This is a genomic window from Phenylobacterium terrae (genome assembly GCF_042681205.1).
Classification (GTDB): Bacteria; Pseudomonadota; Alphaproteobacteria; order Caulobacterales; family Caulobacteraceae; genus Phenylobacterium; species Phenylobacterium terrae.
Genome location: NZ_JBHUEY010000006.1, coordinates 1 through 19,486, shown reverse-complemented (window position 1 = coordinate 19,486; position 19,486 = coordinate 1). Strand labels below are relative to the sequence as shown.

At 68.4% G+C, this 19,486-nt stretch carries 30 protein-coding genes; 1 reads left to right on the top strand and 29 read right to left on the bottom strand.

The window, feature by feature from the left end:
- Positions 1-10 precede the first annotated feature (10 nt).
- The 4 genes from rplQ to rpsM form a co-directional block, all read right to left on the bottom strand.
- Complete coding sequence (gene rplQ, locus ACFSC0_RS14395; protein WP_377280734.1) at positions 11-427, bottom strand: 50S ribosomal protein L17; 417 nt, start codon at positions 425-427, stop codon at positions 11-13.
- A gap of 177 nt (positions 428-604) precedes the next feature.
- Positions 605-1,621, bottom strand: a complete 1,017-nt coding sequence (locus tag ACFSC0_RS14390) for a DNA-directed RNA polymerase subunit alpha (RefSeq protein WP_377280733.1) — start codon at positions 1,619-1,621, stop codon at positions 605-607.
- A gap of 79 nt (positions 1,622-1,700) precedes the next feature.
- The gene (rpsK, locus tag ACFSC0_RS14385) at positions 1,701-2,090 is read right to left on the bottom strand and encodes a 30S ribosomal protein S11 (RefSeq protein WP_332043479.1); all 390 of its coding nucleotides are present in this window, start codon (positions 2,088-2,090) and stop codon (positions 1,701-1,703) included.
- A 19-nt stretch (positions 2,091-2,109) separates the two neighbouring features.
- Complete coding sequence (gene rpsM, locus ACFSC0_RS14380; protein WP_377280732.1) at positions 2,110-2,478, bottom strand: 30S ribosomal protein S13; 369 nt, start codon at positions 2,476-2,478, stop codon at positions 2,110-2,112.
- Positions 2,479-2,756: 278 nt separating this feature from the next.
- On the opposite strand from rpsM, the gene ACFSC0_RS14375 reads away from it, so the two are divergent.
- Positions 2,757-3,980: a calcium-binding protein gene (locus ACFSC0_RS14375; RefSeq protein WP_377280731.1), complete on the top strand. Its 1,224-nt coding sequence runs from the start codon at positions 2,757-2,759 to the stop codon at positions 3,978-3,980.
- A 209-nt stretch (positions 3,981-4,189) separates the two neighbouring features.
- Here ACFSC0_RS14375 and ACFSC0_RS14370 read toward each other — a convergent pair whose 3' ends face one another.
- The 25 genes from ACFSC0_RS14370 to ACFSC0_RS14250 form a co-directional block, all read right to left on the bottom strand.
- Positions 4,190-4,762: an adenylate kinase gene (locus ACFSC0_RS14370; RefSeq protein ID WP_377280730.1), complete on the bottom strand. Its 573-nt coding sequence runs from the start codon at positions 4,760-4,762 to the stop codon at positions 4,190-4,192.
- A 52-nt stretch (positions 4,763-4,814) separates the two neighbouring features.
- Positions 4,815-6,164 carry a preprotein translocase subunit SecY gene (gene secY / locus ACFSC0_RS14365; protein ID WP_377280729.1) on the bottom strand — a complete coding sequence of 450 codons (1,350 nt, stop codon included), beginning with the start codon at positions 6,162-6,164 and terminating at the stop codon, positions 4,815-4,817.
- A gap of 140 nt (positions 6,165-6,304) precedes the next feature.
- Complete coding sequence (rplO, locus tag ACFSC0_RS14360) at positions 6,305-6,790, bottom strand: 50S ribosomal protein L15 (protein WP_377280728.1); 486 nt, start codon at positions 6,788-6,790, stop codon at positions 6,305-6,307.
- 184 nt (positions 6,791-6,974) lie between these two features.
- Positions 6,975-7,151: a 50S ribosomal protein L30 gene (rpmD, locus tag ACFSC0_RS14355; protein ID WP_377280727.1), complete on the bottom strand. Its 177-nt coding sequence runs from the start codon at positions 7,149-7,151 to the stop codon at positions 6,975-6,977.
- Between the two features lie 6 nt (positions 7,152-7,157).
- A complete protein-coding gene (gene rpsE, locus ACFSC0_RS14350) occupies positions 7,158-7,769 on the bottom strand; it encodes a 30S ribosomal protein S5 (protein WP_377280726.1) in 612 nt (203 codons plus the stop codon).
- Between the two features lie 10 nt (positions 7,770-7,779).
- Complete coding sequence (rplR, locus tag ACFSC0_RS14345; RefSeq protein ID WP_377280725.1) at positions 7,780-8,133, bottom strand: 50S ribosomal protein L18; 354 nt, start codon at positions 8,131-8,133, stop codon at positions 7,780-7,782.
- A 3-nt stretch (positions 8,134-8,136) separates the two neighbouring features.
- A complete protein-coding gene (gene rplF, locus ACFSC0_RS14340; RefSeq protein ID WP_377280724.1) occupies positions 8,137-8,670 on the bottom strand; it encodes a 50S ribosomal protein L6 in 534 nt (177 codons plus the stop codon).
- 1 nt (position 8,671) lies between these two features.
- Positions 8,672-9,067: a 30S ribosomal protein S8 gene (gene rpsH / locus ACFSC0_RS14335; protein WP_377280723.1), complete on the bottom strand. Its 396-nt coding sequence runs from the start codon at positions 9,065-9,067 to the stop codon at positions 8,672-8,674.
- Between the two features lie 10 nt (positions 9,068-9,077).
- Positions 9,078-9,383: a 30S ribosomal protein S14 gene (gene rpsN, locus ACFSC0_RS14330; protein WP_377280722.1), complete on the bottom strand. Its 306-nt coding sequence runs from the start codon at positions 9,381-9,383 to the stop codon at positions 9,078-9,080.
- 19 nt (positions 9,384-9,402) lie between these two features.
- Positions 9,403-9,960, bottom strand: coding sequence for a 50S ribosomal protein L5 (rplE, locus tag ACFSC0_RS14325; RefSeq protein ID WP_377280721.1), 558 nt, complete (start codon positions 9,958-9,960; stop codon positions 9,403-9,405).
- Positions 9,953-10,267, bottom strand: coding sequence for a 50S ribosomal protein L24 (rplX, locus tag ACFSC0_RS14320; protein ID WP_377280720.1), 315 nt, complete (start codon positions 10,265-10,267; stop codon positions 9,953-9,955). Before rplX ends, rplE begins: the two co-directional genes overlap by 8 nt.
- Before the next feature lie 2 nt (positions 10,268-10,269).
- Positions 10,270-10,638: a 50S ribosomal protein L14 gene (gene rplN / locus ACFSC0_RS14315; RefSeq protein ID WP_320356027.1), complete on the bottom strand. Its 369-nt coding sequence runs from the start codon at positions 10,636-10,638 to the stop codon at positions 10,270-10,272.
- Positions 10,639-10,652: 14 nt separating this feature from the next.
- Positions 10,653-10,901 (bottom strand): 30S ribosomal protein S17, encoded by a 249-nt coding sequence (gene rpsQ, locus ACFSC0_RS14310; RefSeq protein WP_377280719.1) that lies wholly within the window; start codon positions 10,899-10,901, stop codon positions 10,653-10,655.
- A gap of 13 nt (positions 10,902-10,914) precedes the next feature.
- A complete protein-coding gene (gene rpmC, locus ACFSC0_RS14305; RefSeq protein WP_377280718.1) occupies positions 10,915-11,109 on the bottom strand; it encodes a 50S ribosomal protein L29 in 195 nt (64 codons plus the stop codon).
- The gene (gene rplP, locus ACFSC0_RS14300; protein WP_377280717.1) at positions 11,109-11,540 is read right to left on the bottom strand and encodes a 50S ribosomal protein L16; all 432 of its coding nucleotides are present in this window, start codon (positions 11,538-11,540) and stop codon (positions 11,109-11,111) included. The genes rpmC and rplP overlap by 1 nt, the downstream gene beginning before the upstream one ends.
- An 11-nt stretch (positions 11,541-11,551) precedes the next feature.
- Positions 11,552-12,310, bottom strand: a complete 759-nt coding sequence (gene rpsC, locus ACFSC0_RS14295) for a 30S ribosomal protein S3 (protein WP_377280716.1) — start codon at positions 12,308-12,310, stop codon at positions 11,552-11,554.
- Positions 12,310-12,690 (bottom strand): 50S ribosomal protein L22, encoded by a 381-nt coding sequence (gene rplV, locus ACFSC0_RS14290; RefSeq protein WP_377280715.1) that lies wholly within the window; start codon positions 12,688-12,690, stop codon positions 12,310-12,312. The genes rpsC and rplV overlap by 1 nt, the downstream gene beginning before the upstream one ends.
- A gap of 4 nt (positions 12,691-12,694) precedes the next feature.
- Positions 12,695-12,973: a 30S ribosomal protein S19 gene (gene rpsS / locus ACFSC0_RS14285; RefSeq protein ID WP_377280714.1), complete on the bottom strand. Its 279-nt coding sequence runs from the start codon at positions 12,971-12,973 to the stop codon at positions 12,695-12,697.
- Entirely contained in the window at positions 12,973-13,809 is an 837-nt protein-coding gene (rplB, locus tag ACFSC0_RS14280) for a 50S ribosomal protein L2 (RefSeq protein WP_377280713.1), read from the bottom strand. Before rplB ends, rpsS begins: the two co-directional genes overlap by 1 nt.
- Before the next feature lie 4 nt (positions 13,810-13,813).
- Positions 13,814-14,113: a 50S ribosomal protein L23 gene (locus tag ACFSC0_RS14275; RefSeq protein WP_329634367.1), complete on the bottom strand. Its 300-nt coding sequence runs from the start codon at positions 14,111-14,113 to the stop codon at positions 13,814-13,816.
- Positions 14,113-14,751, bottom strand: a complete 639-nt coding sequence (gene rplD / locus ACFSC0_RS14270; protein ID WP_377280712.1) for a 50S ribosomal protein L4 — start codon at positions 14,749-14,751, stop codon at positions 14,113-14,115. The genes ACFSC0_RS14275 and rplD overlap by 1 nt, the downstream gene beginning before the upstream one ends.
- Positions 14,748-15,518 carry a 50S ribosomal protein L3 gene (rplC, locus tag ACFSC0_RS14265; RefSeq protein ID WP_377280711.1) on the bottom strand — a complete coding sequence of 257 codons (771 nt, stop codon included), beginning with the start codon at positions 15,516-15,518 and terminating at the stop codon, positions 14,748-14,750. Before rplC ends, rplD begins: the two co-directional genes overlap by 4 nt.
- Before the next feature lie 12 nt (positions 15,519-15,530).
- Positions 15,531-15,839 (bottom strand): 30S ribosomal protein S10, encoded by a 309-nt coding sequence (rpsJ, locus tag ACFSC0_RS14260; RefSeq protein ID WP_012521787.1) that lies wholly within the window; start codon positions 15,837-15,839, stop codon positions 15,531-15,533.
- A 472-nt stretch (positions 15,840-16,311) separates the two neighbouring features.
- Positions 16,312-17,145, bottom strand: coding sequence for a GIN domain-containing protein (locus ACFSC0_RS14255; RefSeq protein ID WP_377280710.1), 834 nt, complete (start codon positions 17,143-17,145; stop codon positions 16,312-16,314).
- Between the two features lie 90 nt (positions 17,146-17,235).
- Positions 17,236-19,278 (bottom strand): DUF3857 domain-containing transglutaminase family protein, encoded by a 2,043-nt coding sequence (locus ACFSC0_RS14250; RefSeq protein WP_377280709.1) that lies wholly within the window; start codon positions 19,276-19,278, stop codon positions 17,236-17,238.
- Positions 19,279-19,486: the final 208 nt, after the last annotated feature.

The window sequence follows — 19,486 nt, the reverse complement described above, 5'->3', positions numbered from 1 at the left end:
GCGGCGCGCCTTAGTCCTCGGCGAACACGCGCTCCTGGGTCGGGCCCGAGTCCTGGCCCTTGGCGGCCGGGTCGCGGTCGACGAATTCGATCACCGCCATCGGGGCGTTGTCGCCGTAGCGGTAGCCGGCCTTCAGCACCCGGATGTAGCCGCCGTTGCGGCCGGCGTAGCGCGGACCGATGGTGGCGAACAGCTTGCCGACCTGGTCCACGTCGCGGACGTGGCTGATGGCCTGACGGCGGGCGTGCAGGTCGCCCCTCTTGGCCAGGGTCACCAGCTTCTCGACGAAGGGGCGCAGCTCCTTCGCCTTCGGCAGGGTGGTCACGATCTGCTCGTGCTTGATCAGGCTGGCGGCCATGTTGGCGAACATGGCGGTCCGGTGGGCGGTCGTGCGGCCCAGTTTGCGGTGGGCTTTACCGTGACGCATCTCGTATCTCCTGGGCGGCGTGCCCACTGGACGCCGCCGATCCTTTGGCGGACGTCTGCCTGAACAATCCCGGCGCGCTCCCGGCCGGGTCAACACGAAGCGCTGGAGCCCTCCGCCGCGGTCGCGGCCTCGTCGGGCCCAGGCCGCCGAGGCGGCCCGGAGTCGGCGCGAAACGCCTTACATCTGGTCTTCGAACTTCTTGGCCAGGTCGTCGATGTTCTCGGGCGGCCAGTTGGGCACGTCCATGCCCAGGTGCAGGCCCATCCCGGCGAGGACTTCCTTGATCTCGTTCAGCGACTTGCGCCCGAAGTTCGGGGTGCGGAGCATCTCCGCCTCGGTCTTCTGGATCAGGTCGCCGATGTAGACGATGTTGTCGTTCTTCAGGCAGTTGGCCGAACGGACCGACAGCTCCAGCTCGTCGACCTTCTTCAGCAGCGCCGGGTTGAACGGCAGCTCGGGCTTGGCCTCGCTCTCGACCTTCTTCTTCGGCTCTTCGAAGGTGATGAAGATCTGCAGCTGGTCCTGGAGGATGCGGGCGGCGTAGGCCACCGCGTCGACGGGCGTGACCGCGCCGTTGGTCTCCACCTCCATGATCAGCTTGTCGTAGTCGAGGCTCTGGCCCTGGCGGGTCGGCTCGACGCGGTAGGCGACGCGCTTGACCGGCGAGTAGAGGGCGTCAACGGCGATCAGGCCGATCGGGGCGTCTTCGGGGCGATTCATCTCGGCCGGGACGTAGCCCTTGCCGTTCTGGACCGTGAACTCCATGCGCACCTGGGCGCCCTCGTCGAGCGTGCAGAGCACGTGGTCGGGGTTCAGGATCTCGATGTCGCCGGGGACTTCGATCTGGCCGGCGGTCACCGCGCCCGGGCCGTTGGCCCGCAGGGTCATGCGCTTCGGCCCTTCGGAGTGCATCCGGACGGCCAGTTGCTTGATGTTCAGGACGATGTCGACGACGTCCTCACGCACGCCTTCCAGCGAGGAGAACTCGTGGACCACGCCGTCGATCTGGACGGCGGTCACGGCCGCGCCCTGCAGCGAGGACAGCAGCACGCGGCGCAGGCTGTTGCCCAGCGTCACGCCGAAGCCGCGTTCGAGAGGCTCGGCCACCAGGCGCGCCTTGCGGGAGGCGTCGGCGCCGAGCTCGATCTGCGGCTTCTCGGGACGGATGAGCTCGTTCCAGTTTCTTTCGATCACGGATGGGGGTCCCTTGAAACGCCGTGTCGCCGGACGGCGAGGTTGCTGTCCGGCGTAGGGAAGTGCCGTTAGTTCGTACTCAGACGCGCCGGCGCTTGGGCGGCCGGCAGCCGTTATGCGGAATCGGGGTCACGTCACGAATGGTGGTGATGGTCATCCCGACCGCCTGCAGGGCCCGAAGCGCGCTTTCACGGCCCGAACCGGGACCGGAGACGTTCACTTCCAGCGTCCGCACGCCGTGCTCGGCGGCCTTGCGGCCCGCGTCCTCGGCGGCCATCTGGGCGGCGTAGGGCGTCGATTTGCGCGAACCCTTGAAGCCCATCATGCCGGCGCTGGACCAGGAGATGGTGTTCCCCTGGGCGTCGGTGATGGTGATCATCGTGTTGTTGAACGAGGCGTTCACATGCGCCACGCCCGAGGTGATGTTCTTGCGCTCGCGACGTTTGACGCGCGCCGGTTCCTTGGCCATCGGCTAGGGCTCTCTTTGCTTACTTCTTCTTGCCGGCGATCGGCTTGGCCGGACCCTTGCGGGTGCGGGCGTTCGTATGCGTGCGCTGGCCGCGGACCGGCAGGCCTTTCCGGTGGCGCAGGCCGCGGTAGCAGGCCAGGTCCATCAGCCGCTTGATGTTGACCGCCGTCTCGCGACGCAGGTCGCCTTCGACCGTGTAGTCACGGTCGATAGCCTCACGGATCTGGAGCACCTCCTGATCCGTCAGCTGATTGACGCGCCGGGCATCTTCGATGCCGACCTTGCTGACGATCTCGCGGGCCTTCGCCGCGCCGATGCCATGGATGTACTGAAGCGCGATGATGACGCGCTTGTTCGTGGGAATGTTGACGCCTGCGATGCGGGCCACGCGGGTAATCTCCTGGTCACGCCAAAAGCGCGAACGGCGCCCCGGCCCTTGCAAACCGGGCCGGCACGTCCTTCGCGCCCTTTCGCGGAAGCGCTCCCTTATAGGGATCGAAGCGCCTCAGTCAATGCGGAATGCCCCAAATCGTGACGGCCCGGCCGCTTCGCAAGTCCCGGGCGAACGAGCCGACAAACTTTCGCCTCAATGGGGCAACTTTCGGCCCATTTTGAGGTTTGACGCCCCGGTCTGTACCCAACCTCGAGCTCAGAAGGAGTGTCGGCATGGCGTCAGTTCCCACACGTTACGTCTTCTACGGCGGCGTCGAAGGCGTCCACCAACTCAGCGGCGGCGATCTCAGCGGCGCTGAGTACGGAGCGGCGGCGTTCGGATTTACCGAGGGCGCCCCGATCACCGGCGAGCTCGTCTTCTCAGGCGCGGCCTACGAGACGCTGAGCAACAGCTATCCCCAACCGCCGCTGACCGCGACGGAGATTCCCCTCGAAGAAGGCGGGCTCTCGCTTTTCCTGCAGATGCCGCGGATGGGCCCGCCCCTGTTCGGGCTGACCGAAGACAATCTGTTCGTCCATACCGATCCGGAGAACACGTCGTTCCTGATCGCGCTGCCGAACAACCTGCGCGACCCGTTGGCGCAGCTCCACTTCTGGCTTTACCAGAACGAGGACGGCGCCGGCATCACTGTCGGCGACCGCTACATCCGCTTCGATGACGACGACAACGCCATGGCCGAGGCCTACGGCGTCTGGATGCCCGAGAACGTGAAGGTCGACGTCCAGGTCGGCGGAGCCGGCGCCGACAACCTCAAGGGCGGCGAGGACTGGAACTTCCTCTACGGCCTCGGCGGCGACGACAAGCTGACCGTCCGCAACGGCGAGGACGGCTGGGCCTGGGGCGGGACCGGCAACGACACCATCAAGGGGGCCGACGACGCCGACCACCTGTTCGGCGGATGGGGGAACGACAAGATCGACGGCGGAGAAGGCCAGGACCTGATCAAGGGCGGCCTCGGCAACGACACCATCAACGCCGGCCGTGACGACGATATCGTCATCGCCGGGGCCGGCGACGACATCGTCACCGGGGGCGACGGCGGCGACCTGCTGGAAGGCAACGGCGGACGCGACACCCTGAACGGCGGGATCGGAGAGGACTTCATCGCCGGCGGCGACGGGAACGACAGCATCGAGGGCGGCGGCGGCGACGACGTCATCTTCGGCGGCCGCGGCGACGACACCCTGCGCGGCGGCGGCGGGGCCGACGATTTCCACCTGCAGGACTTCGACGGGAACGACCGGATCCTGAATTTCCAGCGCGGCCAGGACCAGGTCTACATCACGGTCTCGGATCCGCTGGACTTCCAGAGCCTGATGGCCACCGCGGTCTACGCCGGCGGGAACACCACCCTCACCTACTTCCAGGGGGCGACCATCACCTTCGTGGGCATCGCGCCCGGGCAGCTCAGCGCGGGCGACTTCGTGATCTCGTGACCTTCGCCGTCATCCCGGACGGCGCGCACTGCCGATCCGGGACCCAGGCGCTGCCCTCGCCCAACCGCGTTCGTCATGGCCGGCTTCAAGCCGGCCACCATTCGGAAGCGGTGGGTGACAGGTAGCGCCTGGCCGACGCAACCAGTCGCCGGCGCACATCGGTGACGGGTTGGGCAAAGCCCTACCTGTCACCCTGCCCCGCCTTCGGCTCAGCTGACCGCGGCGCCCAGCGCCTTGTCGATCTGGGCCGCGACCTCCTCGACGGACGCCATGCCGTCGACCTCCACCAGCTTGCCCTGGTCCCGGTAGTAGGGCAGCAGCGGCGCGGTCTGGGAGTTGTAGGCGTCGAGGCGGACCTTGAAGCTCTCGGGGTTGTCGTCCGGGCGGCCGCTCTCGGCGAACCGGCCTGCGATGCGCTTCATCAGCTCCGCATCGTCCACCTTCAGCCGGATGACCAGGTCGATCTGCTTGCCGCGGCCGGCCAGCATGGCGTCCAGCGCCTGGGCCTGGGCCACGGTGCGGGGAAAGCCGTCGAAGATGGCCCCGGCGGCGGCTTCCGTCTCCGGCAGCCGCTCCTCGATCAGGGCGACGACGATTTCGTCGCTGACCAGCTCGCCGCGCTGGAGGATGCCCTCCACCTTCTGGCCGAGCTCGGACTTCGAGGCGATCGCCGCGCGCAGCATGTCGCCGGTGGAGAGCTGGACCATGCCGCGGCCGTCGACCAGCCGCTTGGCCTGCGTTCCCTTGCCCGCCGCCGGCGGGCCAAAGAGGATCAAGTTCATCTGAAGGACCCCTCCCCCGGCCGGACCCTCCTCGGCCCGGCGCTTACGCTTCTTAGGTTCGGCGCGAGCCGCGCAGCTTGGACCGTTTGATGAGGCCCTCGTACTGGTGCGCCAAAAGGTGCGACTGGATCTGGGTGACGGTGTCCATCGTCACGCTGACCACGATCAGGATCGACGTCCCGCCCAGGTAGAAGGGCACGTTGTAGAAGCTGATCAGCGCCTCGGGCAGCAGGCAGACGGCCGTGATGTAGGCCGCGCCGATCACCGTCAGGCGGGTGAGCACGAAGTCCAGGTACTCGGCCGTCCGCTTGCCGGGGCGGATGCCCGGCAGGAAGCCGCCGTACTTGCGAAGGTTCTCCGCCGTGTCCTCCGGATTGAACACGACCGAGGTGTAGAAGAAGCAGAAGAAGACGATCAGGGCGCCGTAGAAGACCATGAACAGCGGCTGGCCGTGGGACAGCTGGGCCACCACGGTGGGCAGCCACTGGGCCCAGCTCGGCAGGTCGGCGGTGGCCAGGAAGCCCATCACCGTCGTCGGCAGCAGCAGCAGGCTGGAGGCGAAGATCGGCGGGATGACGCCCGCGGTGTTGATCTTCAGCGGCAGGAACGAGGTCTCGCCGCCGAACATCCGGTTCCCCTGCTGGCGCTTGGGGTACTGGACCAGCAGCCGGCGCTGCGAGCGTTCCATGAACACGATGGCCACGACGACGCCCACCGCGATGGCGGCGATCAGCAGCACCGCAATCGTCGGGATGCCGCCGGTGGCGCCCAGGTTGAACAGCCGCAGGATGCCGCCGGGCAGGCCGGCGACGATGCCGGCGAAGATGATCAGGCTGACGCCGTTGCCGACGCCGCGGCTCGTCACCTGCTCGCCCAGCCACATCAGGAACATGGTCCCGCCGGTCAGGGTGACGACCGTCGAGATGATGAAGAAAGGCCCCGAGCTGGTGACCAGGCCCGGTTGCGAGGCCAGCGCCGTGGCGATCCCGAACGACTGGAAAATGGCCAGGATGACCGTCAGGTAGCGGGTGTACTGGTTGAGCGTCTTGCGCCCCGCCTCGCCGCCTTCCTTCCTGAGCTTCTCCCAGGGCGGATAGATGGTGCCCAGCAGCTGGACGATGATCGACGCCGAGATGTAGGGCATCACGTTCAGGGCGAAGATGGCCATCCGCTCGACGGCGCCGCCCGAGAACATGTTGAACATGCCCAGGATGCCCTGGCTCTGGCCTTCGAAGGCCTGGGCGAAGGCGGCCGGGTCGATGCCCGGGATCGGGATGAAGGTGCCGATCCGATAGACGATCAGCGCCCCCAGGGTGAACCAGATGCGCTTGTGAAGCTCGGTCGCCTTGGCGAAGGCGCCGATGTTCATGTTGGCTGCGAGCTGTTCGGCGGCCGAAGCCATTTAGATCCCCACGACTGGTGCGTGCTCACACATAGGCGCCGCTCTGGCGTTCGTCACCCCGGCCGTAGCATCGGCCGTCGCCGGGACCCAGGGTCTTGTGCGCGACACGGGGTCCCGGCGAGCGGGATGGCGCAGAGCGATCAGCCTTCCTGAGCGGCCGGCTCCGGACGGGTCACGGTCAGCTGGCCGCCGGCGGCCTCCACGGCCCGGCGGGCCGAGGCGGAGGCGGAATAGACGGTCAGGTTCAGCTTGGACTTCAGCTCGCCCTTGCCGAGCAGCTTCACGCCGTCCTTGGCCCGGCGCAGCACGCCGGCCTTGACCAGGGCCTCGGCGTCGATCGGCGCCTTGGCGTCGAGCTTGCCGGCGGCGATCGCCTGCTCGATGCGCCACAGGTTCACCTCGGCGAAGTCCTTGGCGAACGGGTTGTTGAAGCCGCGCTTGGGCATGCGCATGTGCAGCGGCATCTGGCCGCCCTCGAACCCGGCGATGGCGACGCCGGTCCGGGACTTCTGGCCCTTCACGCCGCGGCCGGAGGTCTTGCCCTTGCCCGAGCCCGGGCCGCGGCCGACGCGCATGCGGCCCTTGGTGGAGCCCTCACGCGGGGCCAGTTCGTTCAGCTTGGTCATCTCGCCTCTCCTTGGAGATCTGTCGCCGGGACCGACGGCCCCGACTCGGCTTTGAAAGGATCCTCCCCCACAGGGGGAGGGGGACCGCGAAGCGGTGGAGGGGGTTCGGGCCCACCGGGTCGGTGGATGAAGCCCCCCTCACCCGGCTTCGCCGGGAGCTCCCCCTAGGGGGGGAGCATCAGGCCTAGTCGATCACTTCGACCATGTGCCGGACCTTGGCGATCATCCCGCGCACCGCGGGAGTGTCTTCCAGGGTCGAGACACGGCCGACGCGGTTCAGGCCCAGGCCGACCAGGGTGGCGCGCTGGTCACTCTTGCGGCGGATCGGGCTGCCGGTCTGACGGACTTTGATCTGAGCCATCGAAGCTTATCCTTCGGCGTCGGCGGCGGCCGCGGTCCCGGAGGCCGCGTCGGACCGGCGGCCGACCACGTCAGCCACCTTCTTGCCGCGCTTGGCGGCGACCTGGCGGGGCGAAGACTGGGCCTTCAGCGCCTCGAAGGTCGCGCGCACCATGTTGTAGGGGTTGGACGAGCCGATCGACTTGCCCACGACGTCCTGCACGCCCAGCGTTTCGAGCACGGCGCGCATCGGGCCGCCGGCGATCACGCCGGTGCCGGGGGCGGCGGCGCGGACCATCACCTTGCCCGCGCCCCAACGGCCGGCGCCGTCGTGGTGCAGGGTGCGGCTCTCGCGCAGCGGCACGCGGATCATCGACTTCTTGGCTTCCTCGGTCGCCTTGCGGATGGCTTCCGGCACTTCACGCGCCTTGCCATGGCCGAAGCCGACGCGGCCCTTCTGGTCGCCCACCACCATCAGGGCGGCGAACGAGAAGCGCCGGCCGCCCTTCACGGTCGCCGCGACGCGGTTGATGTGAACCAGCTTCTCGACGATGTCGGAATCGGCGCGGTCGTCCTGCTGGGGACCGCCCCGCCGATCGCGACGATCGCGGCCGCCGCCTTGTTCGCTTCCACGAGCCATCTTGGGTTCCTCAGAAATTCAGGCCGGCTTCGCGCGCGGCGTCGGCCAGGGCCTTGACCCGGCCGTGATAGAGATAGCCGCCACGGTCGAAGACGACGTCCTTGACGCCCTTCTCGATGGCGCGCTGGGCGACCAGGGCGCCGACCTTGGCGGCGGCGTCCTTGTCCGAACCCTTCTTCTGCTCGCCTTCGAGCGAGGAAGCGGCCGCGACGGTCACGCCGCGCTCATCGTCGATGATCTGGGCGTAGATGTTCTTGGACGAGCGGAACACCGACAGGCGCAGACGGCCGTTCGCCAGCTTGCGCAGGCGGGTCCGGTTGCGCTGAGCGCGCCGCTGGGTGGAATCACGAGCAGAGAGCGACATGGCCTACTTCTTCTTGCCTTCCTTGCGGCGGACCTTCTCGCCGGCGTAGCGCACGCCCTTGCCCTTGTAGGGCTCCGGCGGACGGATACGGCGGATCTGGGCGGCGATCTCGCCGACCGCCTGCTTGTCGATCCCGCTGATCTTGATCTCGGTCTGCTTGGGCGTGGCGAAGGTGATCCCCGCCGGCGGCTTGATGTCTACCTCGTGCGAGAAACCGAGCTGCATGGAGAGCGCGTTGCCCTTCATCGCGGCCCGGTAGCCGACGCCGACCAGCTCGAGCGAACGCTCGTAGCCGGTGGTGACGCCCACGACCATGTTGTTCACCAGGGTGCGCGAGAGGCCCCACATGGCTTGCGCCCGGGTGGTCTCGTTGCGCTTGGCCAGGGTGAGCTCCGAGCCTTCCAGGCGCGGCTCGATCTCTTCGGCGAGCGTCCAGGCGAGCTGGCCCTTGGGCCCCTTCACCGTGACGGTCTGGCCGTCGATGGTGACCGTCACCCCAGAGGGGATGGCCACCGGCTTCTTTCCGATCCGCGACATCTTAGTAGACCCGGCAGAGAACTTCGCCGCCGACGTTGGCTTCGCGGGCGGCGGTGTCGGACATGACGCCCTTGGGCGTCGACAGGATCGAGATCCCGAGGCCGTTCTTCACCGGCTTCAGGTCGCTGATCGACGAATAGACCCGGCGGCCCGGCTTCGACACGCGGCTGATCTCGACGATCACCGGCTGGTTGTCGAAGTACTTCAGCTCGATCTCGAATTCCGGGAACGCGCCCGGCTTCTCGACGAGGTGGTAGCCGCGGATGTAGCCCTCCTCCAGCAGCACGTCGAGGACCCGGGCCCGCATCTTCGAAGCGGGGGTGGAGACCTTGGCGCGGCCACGGGTGGCGGCGTTCTTGATGCGGGCGATCATGTCGCCGATGGGGTCGTTGACCATGAGACCCTCCCTACCAGCTCGACTTGACGAGGCCGGGGATCTGGCCGTGGGACCCGAGGTCCCGCAGCGTGATCCGGCTCATCTTGAGCTTGCGGTAATAGGCGCGCGGCCGGCCGGTGACTTCACACCGGTTGCGGATGCGGTTCGGAGCCGAGTTGCGGGGCAGCTCGGCCAGCTTCAGGCGGGCTTCGAAACGGTCCTCGAGCGGCAGGCTCTCGTCGTTGGCGATCGCCTTCAGCGACGCGCGCTTGGCGGCGTACTGCTTGGCGAGCTTCTTGACCATCTCGTTGCGGTTGACGGCGCTCTTCTTGGCCATTGCTTGTCCTCTCCCGCCCTTACGCGTTGAACGGGAACTGGAATTCCTTGAGGAGCGCGCGCGCTTCCTCGTCGGTCTTCGCGGTGGTGGTGACGACGATGTCCATGCCCCAGATCTGGTCGATCTGGTCGTAGTTGATCTCCGGGAACACGATGTGCTCCTTCAGACCCATGGCGTAGTTGCCGCGGCCGTCGAACGAGGTCGGCTTCAGGCCCCGGAAGTCCTTCACCCGCGGCAGGGCGATGGTGATCAGCCGGTCGAGGAACTCGTACATGCGGTCTTTGCGAAGCGTGACCTTCGCGCCGATGGCCATGCCCTCGCGCAGCTTGAAGTTGGCGACCGACTTGCGGGCCTTGGTCGCCACCGGCTTCTGGCCGGCGATGCGCGCCAGGTCAGCCAGCGCCGACTGGATCTTCTTGGAGTCCGCGACGGCCTCGCCCACCCCCATGTTGATGACGATCTTGTCCAACTTGGGGATCTGCATCTCGTTGGTGTAGCCGAACTGCTCCTTCATCCGCGCGCGGATCCGCTCGCGGTATTCGGACTTCAGCCGGGGCTCGTAAGCTTGCTCAGCCATTGATCACCTCGCCGGTCGTCTTGGCGAAACGCACCTTCTTGCCGCCCTCCTCGCGGAAGCCGACGCGGGTCGGCTTGCCCTTGGAATCGGCGACGGCGACGTTCGAGACGTGCAGCGGCGCTTCCTTGTTCTTGATCCCGCCCTGGGGATCGCCTTGCGACGGACGCGTGTGGCGCTGGACCATGTTGAGGCCCTCGACCAGCACGCGCTGCTCTTTCGGGAACACCTTCAGGACAGAGCCGGTCTTGCCCTTGTCCTTGCCGGTGAGGACGACCACCCGGTCGCCCTTCTTGATCTTCGCGGCCATCTCTACAGAACCTCAGGCGCCAGAGAGATGATCTTCATGTGGTTCTTGGCGCGCAGTTCGCGGGGAACCGGGCCGAAGATCCGCGTGCCGATCGGCTCGCTCTGCTTGTTGACGATGACGGCCGCGTTCTTATCGAAGCGGATCAGCGAGCCGTCCTTGCGCTTGATGGGCGAGGAGGTGCGCACGACGATCGCCTGCAGCACGTCACCCTTCTTCACGCGGCCGCGCGGGATGGCTTCCTTCACCGACACGACGATCTTGTCGCCGACGCCGGCGTAGCGCCGCTTGGCCCCGCCCAGCACCTTGATGCACATCACCCGGCGCGCGCCGGAGTTGTCAGCCACATCGAGGTTGGTCTGCATCTGGATCATGAGACGTCCCCTCCTTAGGCTTCCTGGGCGCCGCCCTTAGGCAGCACTTCCCAGGTCTTGAGCTTCGAGCGCGGCGCGCACTCAACGATGCGGGCCAGCTCGCCGGTCTTGTAGGCGTTGGCCTCGTCGTGCGCGTGGTACTTCTTGGACCGGCGCACGGTCTTCTTCAGCAGCGGGTGCAGGAAGGTCCGCTCGACCTTCACAACCACGGTCTTGTCGCCCTTGTCGGAGACGACAACGCCTTCGAGAATTCGCTTGGGCATCCGTCAGGTCTCCTTAGGCCGTCGCCTGCTTGGTGCGCAGGACGGTCTTGATCCGGGCGATGTCCTTGCGGACCTCGTCGAACCGGTGGGTCTTCTCGACCTGGCCCGTCGCCTGTTGGAAGCGCAGGTTGAACTGCTCCTTCTTCAGGTTCACGAGGGCCTCGGTCAGCTGGTCGGGCGTCATGCCCCGGACTTCGTCGATCTTCATCACGCGTGCTCCGTCGCCGCAGCGTCGATGCGGGTCACGATGCGGGTCTTCACCGGCAGCTTGGCCGCGCCCAGGCGCAGCGCCTCGCGGGCGACCTCGTCGGACACGCCGTCGATTTCGAACATGATGCGGCCCGGGGCGACGCGGGCGGCCCAGTACTCGACCGAGCCCTTGCCCTTGCCCATCCGCACTTCCGCCGGCTTGTCGGTCACCGGCACGTCCGGGAAGATCCGGATCCACACCCGGCCCTGACGCTTCATCTGGCGGGTGATGGCCCGGCGGGCGGCCTCGATCTGGCGGGCGGTGATCCGCTCAGGCTCGACGGACTTCAGCCCGTAGGAGCCGAAGTTCAGCGTCGCGCCGCCCTTCGTCATCCCGTGGATGCGGCCCTTGAACTGCTTGCGGTACTTGGTCTTCTTCGGCTGAAGCATGGCTCGTTACCTTACGCCTCGGCGTTCTGACGCCGGTCGCGGCGCGGGCCGCGATCGGGACGGTCGCCGCGCTCGCGGCCGCCGCCCTCACCTGCCGGACCGGACTCGCCGGCCAGCCGCTTGTCCTGGGCCATCGGGTCGTGCTCGAGCACTTCGCCCTTGAAGACCCACACCTTCACGCCGATGACGCCGTAGGTCGTCTTGGCCTCGGTGAAGCCGTAGTCGACGTCGGCGCGCAGGGTGTGCAGCGGCACGCGGCCTTCGCGATACCACTCCATCCGCGCGATCTCGGCGCCGCCCAGACGGCCGGAAACGTTGATCCGCACGCCCTTGGCGCCCAGGCGCATGGCGCTCTGCATGGCGCGCTTCATGGCCCGGCGGAAGGCGACCCGGCGCTCGAGCTGCTGGGCGATGTTCTCGGCCACCAGCTGGGCGTCGGTCTCCGGCTTGCGGATCTCGACGATGTTCAGGTGCACTTCGCCGTCGGTCAGGACCGACAGGTCGCGGCGCAGCTTGTCGATGTCCGCACCCTTCTTGCCGATGATCACGCCAGGGCGCGCGGCATAGATGGTGATGCGGCACTTCTTGTGCGGACGCTCGATGATGATCCGCGACACGCCGGCCTGGTAGAGGCGCTTCTTCAGCTCGCGGCGGACCTTGATGTCCTCGTGCAGCAGCCGCCCGTAGTCCTGGCCGTCGGCGAACCAGCGGCTGTCCCAGGTGCGGTTGACGCCGAGGCGCAGACCGATCGGATTGACTTTCTGACCCATCAGGCGGCCTCACCCAGCTCGCGGACCACGATCGTGATCTCGCTGAACGGCTTCTCGATGCGGGACGCGCGGCCGCGGGCTCTCGCCGCGAAACGCTTCATCACCAGGTTCTTGCCCACGAAAGCCTCGGCCACGACCAGGGAGTCGATGTCGAGGTTGTGGTTGTTCTCGGCGTTGGAGATCGCCGAGTAGAGCGCCTTGCGCACATCGCGGGCGATGCGCTTGTGGCTGAACTCCAGCTCGTTGAGGGCGCGCTGCACCTTCAGGCCGCGGATCGAGGCGGCCACCAGGTTGAGCTTGCGCGGGCTGGTGCGCAGGGTGCGCACCTTGGCCATCGCTTCGGCCTGACCGATCCGGCGTTGGGTCTTGGGCTTCGACATCGGGCTACTTCCTCTTGGCCTTCTTGTCGGCCGCGTGGCCGGGGAAGTACCGGGTCGGGGCGAACTCGCCGAGCTTCATGCCGACCATGTCTTCGCTGATCAGCACGGGCACATGCTTGTGGCCGTTGTGGACGCCGAAGGTCAGGCCCACGAACTGGGGCATGATGGTCGAGCGGCGCGACCAGGTCTTGATCACGTCCTTGCGGCCCGAAGCCTGAGCGGTTTCGGCCTTCTTGAGCAGGTAGCCGTCGACGAACGGACCTTTCCAGACAGAGCGCGTCATTAGCGGGACTTCCTGGCGTGGCGCGAACGCAGGATGAACTTCTGCGTCGCCTTGTTGGTGCGGGTCTTGCGGCCCTTGGTGGGCTTGCCCCAGGGGGTGACCGGGTGACGGCCGCCCGAGGTGCGGCCTTCACCGCCGCCATGCGGGTGGTCGATCGGGTTCATGGCCACGCCGCGGACGTGCGGGCGGCGGCCCTTGTGGCGCGAGCGGCCGGCCTTGCCCAGGACCTCGTTCATGTGGTCCGGGTTCGACACCGCGCCGACCGTGGCCATGCAGCCGTCCGGCACCATGCGCAGCTCGCCCGAGTTCAGGCGGATCTGGGCGTAGCCGGCGTCGCGGCCGACCAGCTGGGCGTAGCCGCCGGCGGCGCGGGCGATCTGGCCGCCCTTCATCGGCTTCATCTCCACGTTGTGGATGATGGTGCCGATCGGCATGGAGCGCAGCGGCATGGCGTTGCCGGGCTTCACGTCGGTCTTCTCGGCGGCCAGGATCTGGTCGCCGGCCCGCAGGCGCTGCGGGGCCAAGATGTAGGCCAGCTCGCCGTCCTGGTACTTCACCAGGGCGATGAAGGCCGAACGGTTGGGGTCGTACTCCAGGCGCTCGACCGTCGCGGGGACGTCGAACTTGCGGCGCTTGAAGTCGATGACGCGGTAGAGGCGCTTGGCGCCGCCGCCGCGGAAGCGGACGGCCACGCGGCCGTTGCCGCCCCGCCCGCCCGACTTGGTCAGGCCCTCGACGAGGGACTTTTCCGGCTTGCCCTTGTGGAGCTCGCGCTTGTCGACCAGGACCAGCTGACGACGGCCGGGCGAGGTCGGATTGAAGGTCTTCAAGGCCATCGAACTAGAGCCCCGTGGTGATGTCGATCGACTGGCCTTCGGCCAGCGTCACGATGGCTTTCTTGACGTCCGAACGACGCCCGATACGGCCGCGGAAGCGCTTGGTCTTGCCCTTCACGTTGAGGGTGTTGACCTTGGTCACATTGACCTTGAACAGCGCTTCGACCGCGGCGGCGATCTCGTCCTTGGACGCATCCTCGGCGACCCGGAAGACGACCTTGTTCTGCTCCGAGAGCAGGGTCGCCTTTTCGGTGATCACCGGCGAGAGGATGGTGTCGTAGTGGCGGGCGGTGGGCTCGGCCATCACGCGGCCTCCTTCGAAGCGAACCGCGCCTGGATGGCTTCCACCGCGTCCTTGGTCAGGACCAGCGTCTGCCGGCGCAGGACGTCATAGACGTTCAGGCCGGCGCTCGGCAGGACGTCCACGTTGGGGATGTTGCGGGCCGCCAGCTGGAAGTTGGTGTCCAGTTGGGCGCCGCCGATCACCAGGGCGTTGGTCAGCCCCAGCTTGCCGAAGCTTTCGCGCAGCGCGGCGGTCTTGGCTTCCGGCAGCACGGCCTGGTCCAGCACGACCAGCGAACCGGCCTTGGCCTTCGAGGACAGCGCGTGCTTCAGGGCCAGGGCGCGGACCTTCTTGGGCAGGTCGAACGCATGGCTGCGCACGACCGGGCCGTGGGCCTTGGCGCCGCCGACGAACTGGGCCGCCCGGCGCGAGCCGTGGCGGGCGCCGCCGGTGCCCTTCTGGCGGTACATCTTCTTGCCCGTACGAGAGACCTCGTTGCGGACCTGGATCTTGTGCGTGCCGGCGCGGCGCTTGGCCAGCTGCCAGGTGACGCAGCGCTGCAGGATGTCGCCGCGGATCTCTTCGATGCCGAAGATGTCGTCGGGCAGGTCGATCGAGCCGCCCTTGCCGCCGTCGAGTTTGATGACGTCGAGTTTCATTGCTGCTCTTCGCCTCCGGCCGCGGGCGCCTCGGGGGCGGCTTCGGTCACCGCCGGCTCTTCAGCAGCGGCTTGTTGTTGCGCAGCGCCGCCGGCCTTGCGGAACGCGCCCGGCTTGGGAGCGTCGGCCGGCAGGGCGGCCTTCACGGCGTCGCGGATCTTGACGTAGGAGCCCTCGGAGCCGGGGACGGCGCCCTTCACCAGGATGAGGTTGCGCTCGGGATCGACGCGCCAGACGGTGAGGTTGAGGGTGGTGACGGTTTCCTGGCCGAGGTGGCCGGCCATCTTCTTGTTCTTGAACACCTTGCCAGGGTCCTGCCGCTGGCCGGTGGAGCCGTGGGAACGGTGAGAGACCGAGACGCCGTGGGTGGCGCGAAGGCCGCCGAAGTTCCAGCGCTTGATGGCGCCGGCGAAGCCCTTACCCACCGTGGTGCCGGTGACGTCGATCTTCTGACCCGGCACGAAGTGGTCGGCGGTAAGCTCCGCGCCCACGTCGATGAGGTTGTCCTCGGACACCCGGAACTCGGCCAGGGTCCGCTTGGGCTCCACTTCCGCCTTGGCGAAGTGGCCGCGCATGGCCTTGGAGGTGTTCTTGGCCTTCTTGGCGCCCGCGCCGAGCTGGAGGGCCACATAGCCGTCCTTGTCAGCGGTGCGCTGGCCGACGACCTGGCAGCCGTCGAGCGACAGCACGGTCACGGGCACGTGGACGCCGGCTTCGTCGAAGAAGCGCGCCATGCCCAGTTTCTTGGCGATCACGCCGGTACGCATCGACGGGTCCCCTTAGAGCTTGATCTCGACGTCCACGCCGGCGGACAGGTCGAGCTTCATCAGAGCGTCGACGGTCTGCGGGGTGGGATCGACGATGTCGAGCACGCGCTTGTGCGTGCGGATTTCGAACTGCTCGCGCGACTTCTTGTCGATGTGCGGCGAACGGTTGACGGTGAATTTTTCGATCCGCGTCGGCAGGGGGATCGGCCCCCGGACGGTCGCGCCAGTGCGCTTGGCCGTGTTCACGATCTCGCGGGTGGAATGGTCCAGCACGCGGTGATCGAAGGCCTTGAGCCTGATGCGGATGTTCTGACGATCCATATCGCTCTTTCGTTTCCCTACAGACGGCGGTCCGCCCGCGTGATCTTGACCATTTCAAAGACCGGCCCGAACGCCTTGTGAGCGCCCGATACGCGAAGTCCGCACAAACGACTTGAGCCCGCGCGATGTGCGAGGGCCCACCCCGAAACGCTAGCTTTTATACTCTAGTCTCAGGTCGTTCCGCGAACCGCGTCTGCGCCGTCGGGCGCACAGCCGGTCCAACAGGAGGCGCGTCATTACCCTCTGACTCGGCCGCCGTCAAGCGGGGCTCAACCTCCTCCCCCCGACCCGAAGGGCGAGGAAGGAGGATTGAGGAGAGGGGCGACGCCGATGTCTCCGCTCCACCGGATGGTCGCGCCATTCGCGCGCCCAGCCGCGCCGGGCCATTGGCCTTCCGCGGAGCTCGCGGCGAGGCCGCTCCACCCCTCTCCTTAATCCTCTCCCCTCGGGCTTCGCCTCGGGGGAGAGGAAGTCACCGCCCGACGATCACGTCGCCGGAGCCCATCACCGTCTTGGTCACCTGGCCGCGCACCGCCCGGGCCCGGACGTCGCCCGAGCCCATCACCTTGGCCGAGAGGCTCGCCGCATCGCCGCCGAAGTCCACGTCGCCGGAGCCGGCGATGGTCACGTCCATGGCGCTCGCCTGGCCGCTCAGCACCTTCACGTCGCCCGAGCCGGCCACCTGCACGGTCATCGGGCCGGTGACCCGCTCGACCAGCACATCGCCGCTGCCGGCGACCTTGATCGCCAGCCGCCCGTCGATCGCCCGGGTGACGATGTCCCCGGAGCCGGCGACCTGCAGGTCCGCCTCCCCCGCCGCCCCGGCCCGGGTGTCGCCCGAGCCCACCTGGCGGATCGACATCCGGCCCGCGACGTTGGCCAGCAGCCAGTCGCCGCAACCGGCGTTGGAGAGGTCCACGCTGGCCGCCCGCCCGACCTCGCCGAACACCGCCCCGTCGGCGGCGACCTCAACTTGGCGCGGCGTGCGGATCAGGATCTGCGGCATGTCGGCGTAGGCGACCTCGCCGACCCCGCGCACGTGCACGCGGGTGCGTCCGCCCCGGCTGGAGCAGTTCATGATGCGGCGCGACAGGCCGCCGTCGACCACCACCCGGTCGCCGGCCTGGCGCACCTCCAGGGGCAGCCGGCCGTTGCGGGTCAGCACCTCGACGACCACGTCGGCCCGCGACTCCGGCGAGACCACCACCCGCGCGACCGCGTCCCGGATCTCCACCGAAGCGGCCTGGGCGCCCGTCGCGGCGGCCGTGGCCGCCAAGGCGGCGAAGCTGACGATGAGGCGGCGCATGGGCTGTGTCTCCGACCTGGATGTCCAGCTGAAGCTATCCGACCCCCTGCCCCGCCACAGCTTAATTCGAGGTCATGACGCCGGGGTCATCTATGGGGCCACCGCCCCGGCGAGCCGGAACATCGCCCCGATGAAGGCCATGACCAATGCGATGAAGATCCAGCGTGCGATGTTCGAGCCGCTGTCGTCGGAGCCGTCTGCACGGACGAACCGGCCGCCCTTGGTCGTCAGTGGGACCATCACTCCGGCGTACTCGATGGCCGCCTCTCTCAGGGCGAAATAGCGCTCGGCCTCCTCCGCGGGGATCACCGGGCGGGTGATCTCGACGCTGCGGGTCAGCCGCGCGGCCATCGCTGGCCCGTCGAGCACCTCCAGGCGCGAGCGCGCGACGAGGCCCTCCATCTCGAAGACGCGGTCCCAGGTCTCGAACGGCATCTCGCGCGGCAGGACGATGTCGGTGATGCACGAGTGCTTGCGCGGAGGGCCCAGATGCACCGGCCAGCGCCGGGCGGCCGTGCGGGCGGGCGCCAGCACGGTGGCGAACAGGTCGTCCGGCGTCAGGAATCGCAGCGTCTCCCCGCCGTCCCGCACCTCGAACGGCCGGTCGAGCCGGTAGCGTTCACGGGTGCGCAGCTCGTTGTTGGCCAGGTCGTCCTCGGCCTCCAGCGGCGCCGCCTCCTGGGCCTCGCCGAACATCCTCCGGTAATAGCCGAGGAAGTCGCGGCTCAGGGCCGCGCGGCCGCCGCTCACCCGCCGGCGCATCTCGTCGGCGCGCCAGCTCCGGTAGGTGGTCTCGATTCTCAGGTCCGCCGGGTCGCCCGGACCGGCGCCGATGGTGAAGACCTCCTGCATCTCGACGACCTTCCGCACGGGCTCCTCGCCCATGGCCTCGAGCTCGGCGGCGGGGACGAGGGGCAGCGCCCAGCCGAAGCGCGGCTGGTGCAGCACCTCCAGCCGGCCGCCCTGCGGGAACCGGGTCGGGTCGAGCCAGTAGACGCGCCCGCCCAGCTTCAGCCGCACGAGGCAGTGGTCGAAGGCGGTCGCCGAGGGCGGCTCGTCGGCGAGGGCCTGGCCGCGCCAGGTGTTCACCAGAGCCGGGTCGGCCTCCAGGCCCAGGCGGCGCAGCATCGCCACGAGCAGCCGGGAGGCGTCCTTGCAGTCGCCGGTCCGGCGCGCCCAGATCTGGCTGACGGGACGCGGCGCATAGCCCCCCTCGCCGATGGAGACGGACTGGTAGCGCAGGCCCGACTGCACGAGCCGCAGCGCGGCGACCGCCTGGTCGGCTGGGTCCGGATGCTCGGCCGCCAACCTGTCGATTTCGGCGGCCAGGTCCTCGGGCGGCGGCTCGTCGGTCCCGTAGGCGCCGCGGAACAGGTCGGCCGCCTCGGACCAGCTCTGTACGTCCGACAGCAGCACGGTGTCGAAACGGCGGATCCAGGGCGGGACGTCCGGCTCCCAGGGCGCGGGCCCGGTGTCGCGGCTGCGCCAGACCCGTTCCACGAGGCCGTCTTCGAGCCGCCGCTCCTCGACCGGGGGCGGGGCGTTGAACGTCTTCCAGGTGATCGGCCGCGCCGGCGAGGCGAGCAGGCGCACGCGCGTCTCGCCGACCCAGCAGGACCAGTTGAAGCTGAACTCGGCGCCGAACCGGCCGCGCAGCGTGGGATGGCCGCCCTCGATGCTGTAGGCGGTGTCCACGATGTCGCCGACCCGCACGTCGGGCACGACGTAATGGGCGGTCAGCCGGCCGTCGTAGACCGCCCGCTCCAGGTTCGGCTCGCGCCGGAAGACCTCCAGCCCCGCCGTCGGGTCCACCTCGCGGACGACGCCGTCGCGGATCACCCGCACATGGTGGATCCGGAGCCGTTCGAACCCCGGATCGAAACTGACGTCGAGCTGCGCCGCCTCGTGCAGCCCGTCGGGGCTCACCACCTGCGAGACGCGGCGGAAGTACTGGCAGAGCTCCGGATCTAGGCGGAACTGGGCGTCGGCGAACAGATGCCAGCGGCCCTCGTGGGCGTCGTGCTCGGCGGGCCGGCCCCGCGGAACGAAGGCCGGGGCGTCGATCCAATCCGGCGCAGGGCCGTACGCGACCTGCTGCGGGGCGGTCCCCGTCCCTGCTCTCTCGTCGTACACCGGCGCCCCCTCCGCCCGCATGGAAGCACGGCGCCCGGGATCGCGGCGAGGAAAATCCCGCGCCGGCTCGCCCCCACTCCCCCTGCGAAGCGGCGGGAGGCCGGGACGAAGAAAAAGGCCGCCGGATCGCTCCGGCGGCCCTTCCAGCTCTCAGCTGACGCTGTGGGCTATTCGATGATCTTCGAGACGACGCCCGCGCCGACCGTGC